Origin of the sequence: Flavobacterium sp., assembly GCF_965657075.1 — a bacterium.
Lineage (GTDB): Bacteria > Bacteroidota > Bacteroidia > Flavobacteriales > Flavobacteriaceae > Flavobacterium.
Genome location: NZ_CBFHMV010000001.1, coordinates 256,990 through 271,984 on the forward strand (window position 1 = coordinate 256,990; position 14,995 = coordinate 271,984).

At 27.7% G+C, this 14,995-nt stretch carries 12 protein-coding genes; all 12 read left to right on the forward strand.

Annotated features, from left to right (window positions below):
- The first annotated feature begins 2 nt into the window (after positions 1-2).
- The 12 genes from ACTF56_RS01240 to ACTF56_RS01295 all read left to right on the forward strand — a co-directional run bounded on the left by ACTF56_RS01240 (position 3) and on the right by ACTF56_RS01295 (position 14,964).
- Complete coding sequence (locus tag ACTF56_RS01240; RefSeq protein ID WP_438965084.1) at positions 3-179, forward strand: hypothetical protein; 177 nt, start codon at positions 3-5, stop codon at positions 177-179.
- A 67-nt stretch (positions 180-246) separates the two neighbouring features.
- The gene (locus ACTF56_RS01245) at positions 247-435 is read left to right on the forward strand and encodes a hypothetical protein (RefSeq protein ID WP_438965085.1); all 189 of its coding nucleotides are present in this window, start codon (positions 247-249) and stop codon (positions 433-435) included.
- A gap of 16 nt (positions 436-451) precedes the next feature.
- Positions 452-628 (forward strand): hypothetical protein, encoded by a 177-nt coding sequence (locus ACTF56_RS01250; RefSeq protein WP_438965086.1) that lies wholly within the window; start codon positions 452-454, stop codon positions 626-628.
- 50 nt (positions 629-678) lie between these two features.
- Positions 679-1,794, forward strand: a complete 1,116-nt coding sequence (locus ACTF56_RS01255; RefSeq protein WP_438965087.1) for a protein kinase family protein — start codon at positions 679-681, stop codon at positions 1,792-1,794.
- 2 nt (positions 1,795-1,796) lie between these two features.
- Positions 1,797-2,981, forward strand: coding sequence for a metallophosphoesterase (locus ACTF56_RS01260; RefSeq protein ID WP_438965088.1), 1,185 nt, complete (start codon positions 1,797-1,799; stop codon positions 2,979-2,981).
- A 13-nt stretch (positions 2,982-2,994) separates the two neighbouring features.
- Positions 2,995-3,438: an ankyrin repeat domain-containing protein gene (locus ACTF56_RS01265; RefSeq protein ID WP_438965089.1), complete on the forward strand. Its 444-nt coding sequence runs from the start codon at positions 2,995-2,997 to the stop codon at positions 3,436-3,438.
- A gap of 6 nt (positions 3,439-3,444) precedes the next feature.
- Positions 3,445-5,835 carry an ABC transporter transmembrane domain-containing protein gene (locus ACTF56_RS01270; protein ID WP_438965090.1) on the forward strand — a complete coding sequence of 797 codons (2,391 nt, stop codon included), beginning with the start codon at positions 3,445-3,447 and terminating at the stop codon, positions 5,833-5,835.
- A gap of 97 nt (positions 5,836-5,932) precedes the next feature.
- Positions 5,933-7,144: an HlyD family secretion protein gene (locus tag ACTF56_RS01275; RefSeq protein WP_438965091.1), complete on the forward strand. Its 1,212-nt coding sequence runs from the start codon at positions 5,933-5,935 to the stop codon at positions 7,142-7,144.
- A gap of 2 nt (positions 7,145-7,146) precedes the next feature.
- A complete protein-coding gene (locus ACTF56_RS01280) occupies positions 7,147-8,475 on the forward strand; it encodes a TolC family protein (protein WP_438965092.1) in 1,329 nt (442 codons plus the stop codon).
- Positions 8,476-8,583: 108 nt separating this feature from the next.
- Complete coding sequence (locus tag ACTF56_RS01285) at positions 8,584-10,671, forward strand: N-6 DNA methylase (RefSeq protein ID WP_438965093.1); 2,088 nt, start codon at positions 8,584-8,586, stop codon at positions 10,669-10,671.
- Position 10,672: 1 nt separating this feature from the next.
- A complete protein-coding gene (locus ACTF56_RS01290) occupies positions 10,673-11,986 on the forward strand; it encodes a restriction endonuclease subunit S (protein WP_438965094.1) in 1,314 nt (437 codons plus the stop codon).
- A gap of 29 nt (positions 11,987-12,015) precedes the next feature.
- On the forward strand, positions 12,016-14,964 hold the full coding sequence (locus ACTF56_RS01295) for a DEAD/DEAH box helicase family protein (RefSeq protein ID WP_438965095.1): 2,949 nt from the start codon (positions 12,016-12,018) through the stop codon (positions 14,962-14,964).
- The last annotated feature ends 31 nt before the right edge of the window (positions 14,965-14,995 follow it).

Sequence of the window (14,995 nt, forward strand, 5' to 3'; positions counted from 1 at the left end):
TTATGGTTACATTAGAAAAATTAGTTGAGGAACTTAGACTTGAAAAAGTAGATGAAATTCTTTGTGGTGCTACTACAACAAAAGGGGGTGTAGCACAAAGCTCAGGAGAGAATGATTGGATTACTTATACAACTACAGGGGGTAAACACTGGTACAGTAATTGGATAATCAAACTTTAAAAACCACATAGGCTTGAATGGGGTATATAAATTTTCAAGATTGTTTAAAATTTAATTTTTATTAATTATGATTACATTAGAAAAATTAACAAGTGATTTAAATTTAAATCAAGTTGATGAAGTGTTAGCGGGTTACACTACAACTAAAGACGGAAAAGTTCAAAGTTCTGGAGGTGGTTGGTTTGGTGGTGGTTTGACTTGGACGACTGTTGTCCGAGCAGATGGTACTGAATACATGGCTTTACTTTGGGAATAATTAAATTATTAAGACTATGGTAACTTTAGAAAAATTAGCAAAAGATCTTCAGATCAATAAATTTGACGAGGTTTTGTCAGGTGCTACAACAACCAAAGATGGTGTAGCTCAAAGCTCTGGGGAAGATGATTGGATTACTTACACAACTAATGGTAAAGGTTTTTTAAACCTAGGTATAGTAATTAAATTATAATTTATTGTGGGGTTTTAAATTAGCCCCACAATTTTTTAAAGTCACTATTCATGAAATATATTTTATCAAAATTCATTACTTTATCTAAAGAAAAAAATGTTGATATCCAATATTTAATGACTATTAATTTACGAAAAGAGAAAAGGTTTTTAATTAATGAACAATTATTTTTGTTTTTCAATAAATTCGTGATTGCAAATAGTTTTGAAACAGTTCTTGATGATTACATTTCTTTTTTAAAAATTAATGACTCTAAAGATAAAATAAATTTAGAAAAAATTCTTAAATCATTTTTTGATGATGCTTTAAAAAACAGAATATTAGTGCCTGAAAATACGGAAGAAGTTTCAATTGATTTTAAGCCACTTTATGAGGTAAACGATTTTATTGATTCATTCAGAGTAATTAATGTGATATCTAACAACAAGTATGTGGATGTTTATTTGGTTGAAAAGAACAATAACTTATTTGTAATTAAATATTTAAATAAAAATAAGCATACATCTTTTAAGAAATATAAAAAAAATATAAACTCTTTAAAAGATGAATATTCTCTCTTAAGCATGTTTGATACAAATCTGATATGCGCTGCATATTCACTTGTTATTAACGACGATAAAAATTATATCGTTTTGGAATACATTGAAGGCGATAATTTATTTGAATATGTTAAAAATAATAATTTAACGGAAAAGAGTAAAATTTCAATTATAAATCAAATAATTAATGCAATCGAATTAATCCATTGTAAAAAGATTATACATGGTGATATTCATTTTGGAAACATATTTTGTACTAATAATTTGATAAAGTTTATTGATTTTGGTCTATCCCATGAATTAAATGGAAATCAAAGTGAAGAAAAAAATGGTGGAGTTCATATTTTTATTCCACCAGAGAGATTGGTTGTAGAAGGGAAATCAAAGTTTACCCATACTAAAAATTTTAAATCAGAAATATATCAAATAGGAATAATTTTTTATTACATTGTGTTCAGTAAAATTCCCTTTAAAGCATATACATGGAATAATCTTGTTAATGAAAAATTGGAGTATCATCCAGAAAATGACATTAATATAATTAATCTAAAAAACATTAAAATTAAAAAATTATTAATAAATACATTAAAACAAGATTACAAAGAACGAGATATTTTAAAAATATAAAAATGAAAAAAATAATACTAACAATTATTATAACTTTATTAATTTCTGCTTTACTAATTTTTTTCTTTTTTAAGAATTTAACTATTGTAGATGAAAACTATAATATTATAAAGGGTGAAAAAATAATGATGAATAATTTCAGTAATGATGGACCTTATGTTTTTAATGTTGAAGACAAGAAAGTAGCATATATTTCTAATTCAAAAAGTAATAAATTAATTAAAGAAATTATAAATAATAATTCTATTTCAGTATTAACACAATCAAATAAAGTTTTTCAACTGAGATTAAAAAAAGAGTATCCACAGGAATCATTCTCTTTTAATTCGAACAAAATTTTTTCAATTTCAGATATAGAAGGAAATTTTGAAGTGTTTTCAAAATTTTTAATCAATAATAAAATTATAGATAATAAATATAATTGGATTTATGGTGATGGACATTTGGTTTTAAACGGAGATTTTTTTGACCGAGGTAATGATGTAACAGGATGCCTATGGTTGATTTACAAATTGGAACAAGAAGCTGAGAAAAATAATGGCAAGGTTCATTTTGTAATTGGTAATCATGAAGAAATGAATTTGAGAGGTTACGTTAAGTACGTACACCCCAAGTATATTGCTATGGCAAATGAATTAAAAATTCCATATAAAGATTTACTTAGTGAAGATTCTGAACTAGGAAAATGGATTAGAACAAAAAATTCAATTATAAAAATAAACGATATCTTGTTTACTCATGGAGGATTAAACCCTGAATTAGTAGACGATAATTATTCAATAGAAGAAATTAATCAACTAACTCAAAAGTTTATCGGAAAGAATAAAGATTATTTGAATTTTATTAATCCAAGGGCAAACTTAATTTTTGATCGAAAAGGACCTATGTGGTATCGCGGCTATTTTGGAGATTACAAAGAGTATTATAAAGAAATCAAAGAAAATGAACTAGATAAAATTCTTAATTTTTACCAAGTTAAACATATTGTTGTAGGACACACAATAGTTGATAAAGTAAAAACTTTATTTAACAATAGAATCATTGCTATTGATGCAATGTCAGAAGATGATCCTAGAAAAAATGATGACGATAATATGGCAGTTTCCTGTGAGGGATTATTTATTGAGAACAATCATTTTTACCGAGTGTTATTTAATGGAAAAAAAGAGCTCTTATTTAAAAAATAATAAAATAGAAATCATGAAACATTTTTTTTTAACCTTTTTTCTAATTACCCTATTTAATGGTTTTTCTCAAACAATTAATGAAAATTTAAAAACAAGTATTGAAACAGAAAATATTGATGCGTTAACAAAAGAACTCCAAAATCTAAATTATTCTTTAGATGAATGCTTCCAATTAAAGGAAAAACCATATTCACTTTTTTCTATTGCTATAAAACTAGAAAAATATAAGTTATTTGATTATTTAATAGAAAGGAAAGCAAATATTAATAAAATTTGTGAAGATAAATCACCTTTAATGTATGCTGTAAAATATGGTAATATTATTTTTGTAAAAAAACTAGTTGAAGCTGGTGTTGATATATTCTTAGTGAATGGAGAGGGAAGAACCGCAATAGATTACGCAAAAAAATATGAACAAAAAGAGATATTGGAATATTTACAATCAATCAAAAAATAATCACAGTTGAATAAAACCGACACCCAATTAAAATCAAATGATTGCGGAATAAGTGCTGTAAAAACGGTTTTTAACATATTTAACACTACTATTGACCGCAAGTATATTGAAAATAAGATTCCTTTAGAAGAGAAAGGCTCTCGTCTTTCTGATTTAAAGGATTTTTTTAATACACATAATTTTATTGCCAATTACAAATTATTGGATATCAACTACATCCAAGGAAATATAATATCTTTAAAAGAATTATTCCCTTTTATATTACCAGTCCAAAACAGAAATGGATTACATTATGTTGTTGTAACTGATGTTAAGAAAAATAAACTAAAAATTTTAGATCCCAGTAAAGGAAGTGAATATTTTTTATCAATTCAAGAGTTAAAAAAGAAGTCACATTATAATAAAACCTCATGGAGTTTTGCAGATACTGATGAAAAAATAATTGCTATATGTTCTCATGAATTAGAAAAATACAATATCAATATATACAATGAATTAGAAAAAAATGATAGTGCTTCATTATTTAATAAGTTAACATATTTTTCATATTTAAATGAAAATTTTGGTTTCAAAAACTTCGATGCAGAGAAAGACTTTTTAATTGATTTATTAAATAATCAAGAGATTGGAATTATCCCTAAACATTTCAAAACCTTAAAATATAATAATGATAAATTAAAAATAACAGCACCTCTTATTCTAACTATAAAAGAAAAGGAACAAAAAGCAGACAATGTAGATTTTCCTTTAGATGAGAATAAAAGTATGTATTGGCAATTATTTAAGCAATTAGGGCAATATAAACAACTTTGGTATATTTATATTTTTGCAGCACTTTTTTCAGCTAGTACAACTCAATTAGCAATATTTACCAACCAAATTCTGATTGATGAAATTTTACCTTCCTACAATTTAGGAATGCTTGCTATGTTTGCTATTGGATTGGGTATATATAAGTTATTTGATCTCGGAACATCTATCTACAAATCATTTGTTGGTATTCATTTAGGTAACGTTTTAGACAAATATTTTTTAAATACTTTTGACAGTAAAATTAATTCCTTTTCATTACCTTATATTCATAGCTATAAAAAAGGAGATTTGGTTGAGCGTATTTCTGACGCAATCAAATTAAAAACTTTTTTTTTACGCTTTTTTACTAATGTATTGATAGATGTTTTTGTTTCAATTTATTCATTAGCAATCTTATTTTATATCAATTGGAAACTAACATTTATTGTCGTTGGAGTAATGATTTTATTTTATGGTTGGTTTAAATTCATTACGCCTACCCTGAAGCAAAATGAAAGATTACGTTATGTAAAGAAAGCTGAGTTTTTATCTAAAATGATTGAGAAAGTTGAGGGAATTCAAGTTATTAAATCTTTTAAAATAGAATTCTTCCATTCCAACAAAATTTCAAAAAGTATTAATGAGTACTTAAAAATACAACTTAAGAACGGTTATATTGACTTAATAAATAAAGCAGTTGTAGCTCTTATAATTATCATATCCTCAATTGTTATTTTATATTATATCACTAATGATGCGATAGTAAATCAATTAATTACTTTGGGTCAAATAGTAACATTTATATCATTATCTGGAAGAATATTTAGCTCTCTAAAAGGTATTTTAGATGAGAATTTAACGTTACAAGAAAATGAGGTTATTTTAAAAAGATTCCTGGACTTCGATGAAATTAAAACTACTAATGTTGATAATGGTATTAAAGATTTTACTATTGATAAGTTTGAAATTCAAAACTTATCATTTGGATATTTTTCAAACGAACCAATAATTAAAGGCATCAATTTAATAATTCATAAAGGAAATAAAATAAAGATTGAGGGAAACAATGGTTCAGGTAAATCTACTTTAAGTAAAATATTAACTGCACTCTACACCCCAATAACTGGAAAAATTTTGATTAATGAAAACAATAGAAGTTTTTATGATAATGAACAAATAAAAAACAAAATTCTACTGGTATCAAATGAGGACATACTTTTCAATGATACTATTATGGAAAATATTTGTTTAGGGAGGGATATTCCTACTAAACGCATTTTAGAATATGCAAAAAAAATTGATTTTTATGATTTTGTCGCTTCAAAAGATGAAGGTCTTGAATATATAATTAATGAAAATGGTAAAAACTTGTCTACAGGTCAAAGAAAAAAAATATTATTATTAAGGGCATTTTTTTCTAATTCCGAGATTATTATTCTCGACGAAGTATTATCTGGAATGGATAACGAAAGTAGAGTTAAAGTAGAGAAATGGATTGATGGAGCTAAAGAGAAAACTTTTATCATAATATCTCATGAACCTATAACGAATATTAATTTTGATATAAAATATAAATTAAAAAATGGCGAGCTTACTGAAATTTAAAAACATTTTTTATACAAAAACAAATTTTTCAGAGGATGGGTTACTCTATAAGACTCACGAAATAAAATTCATAAAAATTTTATTCCGCTTTTTTATTTTGTTTATTGTCGTTTTATTTTTATTGCTATTTTTTTTAAAAATAAATGATTCAGTTGAATTTAAAGAAGGCGTTATTTATTCAAACAATCCTCAATTAAAAATTAAAACTCCTAGTGAAGGAAAGGTATCAAAAGTTTTTGTAAAAGAAGGTCAATCTGTTAGAAAGGGTGATACATTATTCATTTTAAATAATTTAAAGACTAAAACAGATTATGAAATTGCAATTATTGATCTTGAGTCAATGCGTAAAAAAATTGAAGTAACTAATCTACTAATCAATAATGCAATTCAAAAGAAAGATGCCGTATTGAAGTTAATTTCAATTCAAAGAAATATTCATAATATAGACAAACAAAAAGCTGAGCAAGAAATCAAAAACTTGAATAACAAAATAAAACTTTCAACTCAACAGTCAGTAATTATTAAAAACCGACACATAACTGATTCCATACTTTATGCGAAAGGTGCTATTTCAAAAAATGAGTTACTGGAACAACAAAATAAAAAAATTGACGACAAAAAAAATATTGATGAAATTGAATCAAATTTCAAACAAAAAAATTATGATTATCAAAATATATTTAACAATTTTAGTAAGACGAAAAATGATCTTAACCAAACACTAATAGGTTTGGATAATGACATAGTAAATTATAAAAAAGAAATTTTAGAACTAGAAACACAAATAAAAAATAAAGAATATAGTATTGAGTTTATTTTTGATGAATTAAATAAATTAACTGTAATTGCTCCATTTAATGGGACTATATCAAATATTTTTAATGCTAAACAGAACATACAAATTATTGATAAAGGTGAGCTTTTGGCTATATTAGCTCCCTCTAAGGAAAAATTTTACGCAAAGATTACCTTACCTGAAAAAGATTTAACTTATATAAAGAAAAATCAAGAAGTAAATTTAAAAATAGATGCCTATAATTACTATAAATTTGGTGCTATAAAAGGTAATATAGAATATATTACACCATCAGATATTGATAAAAATTTTTATTGTATAGCCAATCTAAAAGAGTATAAATCGTCAATTTCACTAAAAGCTGGTTATAAGTTCAAGGGCGAAATAATTGTAGAAAGAATGAGATTATATGAATTTTTAATTAAAAAATTGTTCAATAAAATTGATGATAATGTAAATCAAAATTTGCAAAATAATAGTTCAAACAATTCAAATCTAAAGAAAACAAATTAGACATGAAATACAAAGCAAGATATGCTCTGATACTATTATTTTTAATATGTTTTAGTTTTTCTTCTAAGGCACAAACCACTCTTACATTTGAAAAATGTTTAGAAATCGCATTTGAAAATAATTTAAGAATTAAGAATGCTGAAATATCAGAAAAAATCACCCAATATCAACACAAAAGTGCAATTACAAAATTACTCCCCGATATCACAGGGTCTGCTTCAAATAATTACTCTTGGGGAAGAGGTATAGACCCAAGTACCAATTCCTTTGTTGATCAGGAATTCAAATCTTATTCTGGAGGATTTAACACAGGATTAAATTTGTTTTCAGGCTTTAAAAATATAAATTCGATAAAACTTGCAAAGCAAGAACTAGAAGAGAATAAAACAACAATCCAAAAATTGAAAAATGAAATAACTATTGAAATTGCAACAAAATACACAAATATCCTTTATTTAGAGGAAATTATTAAATCTAATGAAGAACAAATAAAATCTACCCAAAAGCAATTAGAACTAAATCAATCTAAATTTGAACTAGGATATATTCCTGAAAGCGATATATTTAAAATTAAATCTCAGCTTGCAAATGAACAACTTACTCTAATTAATAATACTAATTTACTTTCTTTAAATGATTTAGAATTAAAACAACTTTTAAATATACCTTACAGTCAAAATCTTATTTTAATACCAATCGAAGAAAAATTATTCTCAAAATTAAACTTAGACACTAAAAATGAATCAATAATTAATAGTGCAGTTGAACAAAATCCCGAGTTTAAATTGTCATTAATTAATCAGAAAAAAAGTAAAATTAATTTAGCATTAAGTAGAGCTTTATTTTTTCCATCTCTTAATGCAAGTTTCGGAGTTAATTCGGCATATAGTAACAATAATTTATTGTTTGATTTCAACCAACAATTAAAAAACAACTTGTCTTATGGGCTTTCTTTTTCACTTTCAATCCCTTTGTTTAGTCAATTTCAAAATCATTTTAAAGTAAAGGAAAACAAATTAAATTACAAACAAGCTTTTATAGATACCGAAATTGAAAGAAATAGATTGTCTAAAGTGGTTATTCAGGCTTTAAATGACGCAAATGCCTCATTTTCCAAATACGAATCATCTTTATCGGCTTTAGAATACTCAAAGAAAAGTTATGAAGCTGATGTTTTAAAGTTAGAGTTAGGAAAAATATCTACAAACGAGTTTATTAACACTAAAAACATATTCATAAATAATCAAGCAGAATTGATTCGTTCAAAATACGAACTAATGTTTAATCAATCATTAGTTAGTTTTTATATGAATAATAAATTTGAATTCTAATATTTAAAAGTGAATTATTTTAGATTTTACTTTGCAAAATAGATGAAATTTCACTGACAAAACCTGTATATTTGTTAAACTATTAAGACTAAAAAATAGTGAAAATATATGTTCAATAAAGAAAAACTAGAAAATTTATCAAACGAAGTTTGGAAAGGTGCTATAAAATTAAGAGGGAAGTTCAAAGCAAAAGACTATCCTTCAATTATTTTGCCTATGATAATGCTTCGAAGAATAGAATGTGTACTCGAGGAAAAACGTCAAGAATTTAAACAACAAATTATCAATAAAGATAGTTCTTTTTCTGATGAAGCCATTCAGAAGTTGCATGAAAAAGACAAAAAATTAGCAAAAGAAAAACGTGCAGAATTCGAAAAGAAAATCAAACAATTAGAGGTTCATACTTTAGATTTCTATAACAAATCAAATTGGACACTTAAAGGAATTCTAGCAGAAAGTGCCTCACAAGTTGAAACTAACTTTAGAGATTTCCTAAAAAATTTCAGTCCAAATATCGAAGAAATTATCGATAAATTTGAATACCGAGCAACCGTTACAAAAATGGTTAAAGAGAAGCGTTTGGCTTCGATTATCCAAATGGTTGCAGAGGAAGATTTCAGTCCTTCACGCCTATCTAATATTGAAATGGGTTACGTGTATGAAAACTTATTACAACAATTCTCACAAGACGATGCAAAGGATACAGGAGAACACTTTACTCCAAGAGAAATTATTCGCATTATGGTGGACTTAATGGAGATTGATTTTGATCCTGAAACTTCTACCAAAGCCATATCTTTATATGATCCTGCTTGTGGAACTGGCGGTATGCTTTCAATTGCCAAAGAACATTTAATTGATAAGGCAAAAACACCTAAAGGAATTGCTAACGTTGAAGATTTGGTGTTATTAAACGGACAAGAACTACTCTCACAAAACTACGCTCTTTGTAAGGCAGATATGATGCTGAAAGGAGAAGTTAAAAGTAACATAACTCATGGAAATTCTCTTATTCCACATATCGAAAGTGTAACAGATGATGGTGATCAACATTCTAATCAACAGTTTGATTACATGATTTCTAATCCTCCTTTTGGGGTTGACTGGGGTGAATATAAAAATGACGTAAAAAAGCTATCAACTTCACGCTATAAATGGGGTATTCCTGCTTCAAATGAGGGTTCTTTGTTATTTTTACAAACAATGATTGAGAAAATGAAACCAGCAAAAGAGGGTGGTTCTAAGATTGCTATTCTATTTAATGGTTCTCCTTTGAGTAATGGTGATGCAACTCAAGCTGAAAGCGAAATCAGACGAAATATTTTAGAAAATGATTTGATAGACACTATTGTTATGTTACCCGATCAAATGTTCTACAACACAGGTATTTATACCTATATATGGTTGTTGAACAATAAGAAACCTGCTTATAAAAAAGACAAGGTACTTATTATAAATGCAAGAGAACAATTTGAAAAAGAACCCAAATCATTTGGAAACAAGAGGAATAGAATTACCGACAAGCACCGTGATTGGATAGACCAACAATATGGTGCTTGGAAAGAAAACAGCAATTGCAAAATATTTCATACTAAAGATTTTGCTTTTCATAAGGTAAATGTCATTTTTTGGCAAGAAAATGAAAAAGGGGAACAATTATGGATAACAGAACCTTTTGATGTTCAGCTCAATAATGGAAACGCTAATAAGAAATTAGAATTATATGGCGATATGACTTTTTATATTTCCATAAAATCACCTTTTGAAGTAAACAATAATATTGAAATTGAGGTTCATTTTACAGGAGAAACAGCTTTTGAAACCTTAGTAGCACAAGAACTAAAAAGCAAAGTAGTTACTCTAAAAGACGAGAAAGTAAACGATATTAAAAGTTGGTTCAAAAAACAGGAAATAGAAGTATTATATAAGCACAGAAATTACATTGTTGACAACGAGTACATCCCTTTTGACCGCTCTATTGAAGACAAAGAAGCCTATATTAATGCGTTTTTAGCTAAAGAAATTGATTATGAGATTATAAAATGGCAAGAATATGACCAATTAGGGTATGAAATTTTACCTAACAAATATTTCTACAAATACCAAGAGCCGAAACCAAGCGATAAACTTATCGAGGAGTTTTGGCAATTAGAAGAACAAGCAGAGTCGTTACTTAACGAAATAAGAAACCTGTAATATGGAGTATAAAGAAACAGGAGTTGAATGGGTGGGAAAAGTTCCAGAGCATTGGGAAATAAAAAGACTTTTTAATATATGTGATTTTGTAAGAGGAAATTCAGGGTTTGAAAAAAATGATTTACTTACGGAAGGTAAATACGTTGCTTTGCAATATGGAAAAACATATAAAGTCCAAGAAATCAACGAAAAGTTTAATTTTTATGTTAATGATAGCTTTTATAAAAATTCTCAAACAGTAAATTACGGAGATGTCATTTTTGTATCAACTTCAGAAACGATTGATGATTTAGGGCATTCTGTTTTTTACAATAGAAGTGACGTAGGATTGATAGGAGGAGAACAAATTTTATTGAAATCAAGTAAAAATATTTTAGATGGTAAATATTTATTTTATGCTTCAAAAGTGTTTGGAAAAGAATTAAAAAAATTTGCTAGTGGTGTTAAGGTTTTTAGATTTGATGTATATGACTTAAAAACAATTTATATCTCGTTGCCAAACAAAGGCGAACAAATAGCAATTGCGAATTATCTAGATAAGGCTTGTGAGCGTATAGATAATATTATTATTTCAAAACAACAACAGCTATTAAGAATTGATTCCTATTATAAGTCTAAACTTCACGAAATAATTACAAAAGGCTTAAATAAAAATGTTAATTTTATTGATAGTAAAATTGACTGGCAAGGAAAAGTTCCAAAACATTGGAAAAGAGATAAGTTATACAGATTAGCCAATAAAATGGGAAGCGGTGGCACACCTAAAAGTACTAATCAGGAGTATTATAATGGTCCAATTCCATGGATACAAAGTGGCGATTTAAATGATGGAATAATAATAAAAACTAAAAAAACAATAACACAAAGAGGGTTGAATGAATCTTCAGCAAAGATTTTTAGTAGAGGTACTGTTTTAATAGCTATGTATGGTGCAACTATTGGCAAATTAGGAATCATGTCTACCGAAGCAGCTACAAACCAAGCCTGTTGTGCAATACAAATTGGAAGTAAAATGGATTCACTTTTTCTTTACTACTTACTTTTTGATATGCGACAATATCTTATTTCACGAGGTTATGGAGGAGGACAAAGTAATATTAGTCAAGAAGTTTTAAAACAGCAATATTTATATTACCCAGAAATTGAGGAACAGAAAAAGATAGTGGAAAAGATTCAATTTCTTGAAAGAAAAACTTCAGACATTAAAACTCAAGTTAATAAGCAAATTAAAACACTTCAAGACTATCGAAAAAGTTTAATCCATGAGTATGTAACAGGGAAGAAACTAATTGAAAAACACACAAATAAAGCTTAATTTCTATGTTATAATTAAAACGTCACATTATGCCAAGTAATAAAGAAACCTTATTCCAAAATCACATAGCACAATTTTTAGAAACACAGCATCAATATGTTGTGCTTACTCATGATGATTTAAAGGATAAGGAGTATCACATCATAAACAATCATGTATTAGCTTTTATTAAGGCAACACAAGCTGATAAATACAACAACCTGCATGAAAATTATGGAACAGATACCGATGGCGAAATCATAAAAGCAATAAAAGAAGAACTCACAAAAACTCCTCTTTGGATGCTTATAAGAAACGGTGTAAATGTTCGAGGAGTAGAACTGCAACTATACAAACCAAAACCTAGATCAAACACAAGTAATTTACAAGAATCACACTACCAAAATAATACACTCGCCTGTAAAACAGAATACAGATACAACCCTCTAACAGATGAACGAGTAGATTTAGTTATTTGGTTAAATGGATTACCTATTATTGTCGCAGAACTAAAACACGAAGACGAAGGACAAAATGTAGATGACGCTGTTTATGAAAGCTTTTTAACTCGTGATTTAAGTAACCATCTTTACAAAATGCCATTTATGTTTTTGGCGTTAAGCAATACGCAAGCTAAAGTGGCTACCAATCCATCTTCAGAAAAAAACTTCCTTTGGTTTAATGCAGAGTTAGTAAATAAAGCGGAAACCCACGGAGAATATCCTGTAGAATACGTGTATAGAAATGCTTTTTCTAAAGAGAGTATAGTTAAATATTTAGAGCATTACTTAGTATTTGTTCCTGCAAAAGAAAATATTAATGAACAGGGTATTTTAGAACATAGATCATCGTTTACAATTTTCCCAAGATACCATCAATTTAGAGCGAGTAAAAACCTAGCCAAAGATGTTAAAGAGCATATCGAAAACACAAGAGGTTTAGGTAAAAAATACTTGATAAACCACTCAGCTGGTGCAGGTAAAACCTTAACTATTTCATGGATGGCTGACTTATTGGATAGTTTATATACATCTGATAACAAAAAAGTTTTTGATAACATTATCATTTTAACCGACAGAAAATCGCTCGATAAAAATATAAAAGACGACTTAGAGAAATTTACGCATCTAAATCGAAAATTAAATTTAACAGAAAAATCAAAAGATTTAGCAGACTTTTTAATGAAGGATAGAGACATCATCGTATCTACAATTCATAAGTTTGCTCACATTCAAGAAAAATTACAAAACGATCAAATCCTAAAAAAACGTAAGGTTGCCTTTTTAATTGATGAGGCACACCGTTCCCAAGATGGAAAACTGGCATTAACCATGCGACAGTATTTTAACGAAGATACCGATGTTGAAGAAGAAGATACAGAATGGTTAGAAAAGTTAAATATAAGCAACCAAGTATTTGTTGCTTTCACTGCTACAACAACACCAAAAACCGTATCGTATTTTGGTGAACCTTTTGATGTTTACAGCGAAGAAGAAGCCATAGCTGAAGGATATATTTTAGATGTTGCACAAAACATTATTTCGTATGAAACGCTCTATAATTTAAGACTTAAAGAAGCCATACCTGATAAAGATTTCCCAGTAGGAACAGTAAGCAAGGCTCTGAAAACATTAGCTTTTAATGATGATAGTTTAATTCAATACAAATCAGAAGTCATTGTAAAAATCTTTGAAGAAAAAGTAGCATCCACCATTGCAGGAAAAGGGAAGGCTATGGTAGTAGCATCTTCAAGACCAGCAGGATTAAAATTCTTTACTACTTTAAAAACCATATTAGAAGAAAAAAACTTGCCCTACAAAGTGCTTTTCGCATTTAGTGATTTTAATGATTCTGAAACCAATAAATCCATAGAAGAAACAACGATTAATGAACTCGATACAAAACACGGAGGGAAATTAATTGAAGATGTATTTGACCTACCCGAATACAGAATTTTAGTGGTTGCTAATAAGTTTCAGACTGGTTTTGACCAACCTTTGCTATCAGCTATGTTTTTAGATAAAGCTGTAAAAGGAGTAAATGCTATACAAACCATTTCAAGGTTGAACAGAAGACACAACGATAAGGAACAAGAAGACATTTTAGTGGTTGATTTTACAAATAACTCACAAGAAATATTTGAGTCATTTAACAAACACAGAAAAGGTTCTCCGTTTAAAGAAAGAGAACCTGACAAATCAATACTTGAAGAACTCTATAGAGAAATTGAAAAAATAGAAGTATTTAATGATGAAGAGATACAATTTTATATTGAGGCATATCTAAAAGCAGAAGACCAAGCAAAACAAAGAAATTCAGAAGCAGATGCTATTTTAAGTAATCTGAATCAAGACTACCGCCAAAAATTTAAAGAAAGGTTATCGAGTTTAGAGGAACAAAAGCAGTATGTAGCACTGTTAAGGCGTTATACAAAGCTCTATTATTTTATAGCCAAGTTCTTCACATTAGAACAACACTTAAATAATTTTATAGTGTTTACCGAAATTATGGCAGATATTCTATTAAGTAAGGGAAAAACTTCTGAAATGAAATTATTCCTTAAAAAAGTTGAATTATCCAAAGGTGCAGTAAAATATCACGGTGTAAAAACCAATTTAACACTAGTAAAAGAACCTAAAAAAACTGGTCTAAAATTAGGTGGAAGCGGTCAAGAACCAGCTAGGACAACAATTGAAATGGCATTAGTAGAAATTGAAAGTAAATATCAAATTACTAAAGATGATGCCATAATAATTAAGGAAATATGCGAGGAAGTGTCTAACAATTACGAAATTAAAGAACGAGTTGTAGCCAATAAAGAAAACGACATTTATCTCAACAACAACGCAAAGCCAAGAATTAAACAAGAAGTAAAACAAGGTTATATTGTTAGAGATATGGTGGAAAAATTAGAAGACCCAATTTATTCTCAAAGAGGAGGTATCATTTCTTTAATGAGTAATGCAATTATTAAACAGATTTTAACAGCTACTGGGTGATAATAATTCTTTAATATTATTGTCATATGTA

Coding starts and splice junctions, on each gene's coding strand:
- ACTF56_RS01260 (WP_438965088.1), top strand. CDS start 1,797: ATGAAAAAAATAATACTAACAATTATTATAACTTTATTAATTTCTGCT.
- ACTF56_RS01245 (WP_438965085.1), top strand. CDS start 247: ATGATTACATTAGAAAAATTAACAAGTGATTTAAATTTAAATCAAGTT.
- ACTF56_RS01290 (WP_438965094.1), top strand. CDS start 10,673: ATGGAGTATAAAGAAACAGGAGTTGAATGGGTGGGAAAAGTTCCAGAG.
- ACTF56_RS01285 (WP_438965093.1), top strand. CDS start 8,584: ATGTTCAATAAAGAAAAACTAGAAAATTTATCAAACGAAGTTTGGAAA.
- ACTF56_RS01265 (WP_438965089.1), top strand. CDS start 2,995: ATGAAACATTTTTTTTTAACCTTTTTTCTAATTACCCTATTTAATGGT.
- ACTF56_RS01240 (WP_438965084.1), top strand. CDS start 3: ATGGTTACATTAGAAAAATTAGTTGAGGAACTTAGACTTGAAAAAGTA.
- ACTF56_RS01255 (WP_438965087.1), top strand. CDS start 679: ATGAAATATATTTTATCAAAATTCATTACTTTATCTAAAGAAAAAAAT.
- ACTF56_RS01295 (WP_438965095.1), top strand. CDS start 12,016: ATGCCAAGTAATAAAGAAACCTTATTCCAAAATCACATAGCACAATTT.
- ACTF56_RS01280 (WP_438965092.1), top strand. CDS start 7,147: ATGAAATACAAAGCAAGATATGCTCTGATACTATTATTTTTAATATGT.
- ACTF56_RS01250 (WP_438965086.1), top strand. CDS start 452: ATGGTAACTTTAGAAAAATTAGCAAAAGATCTTCAGATCAATAAATTT.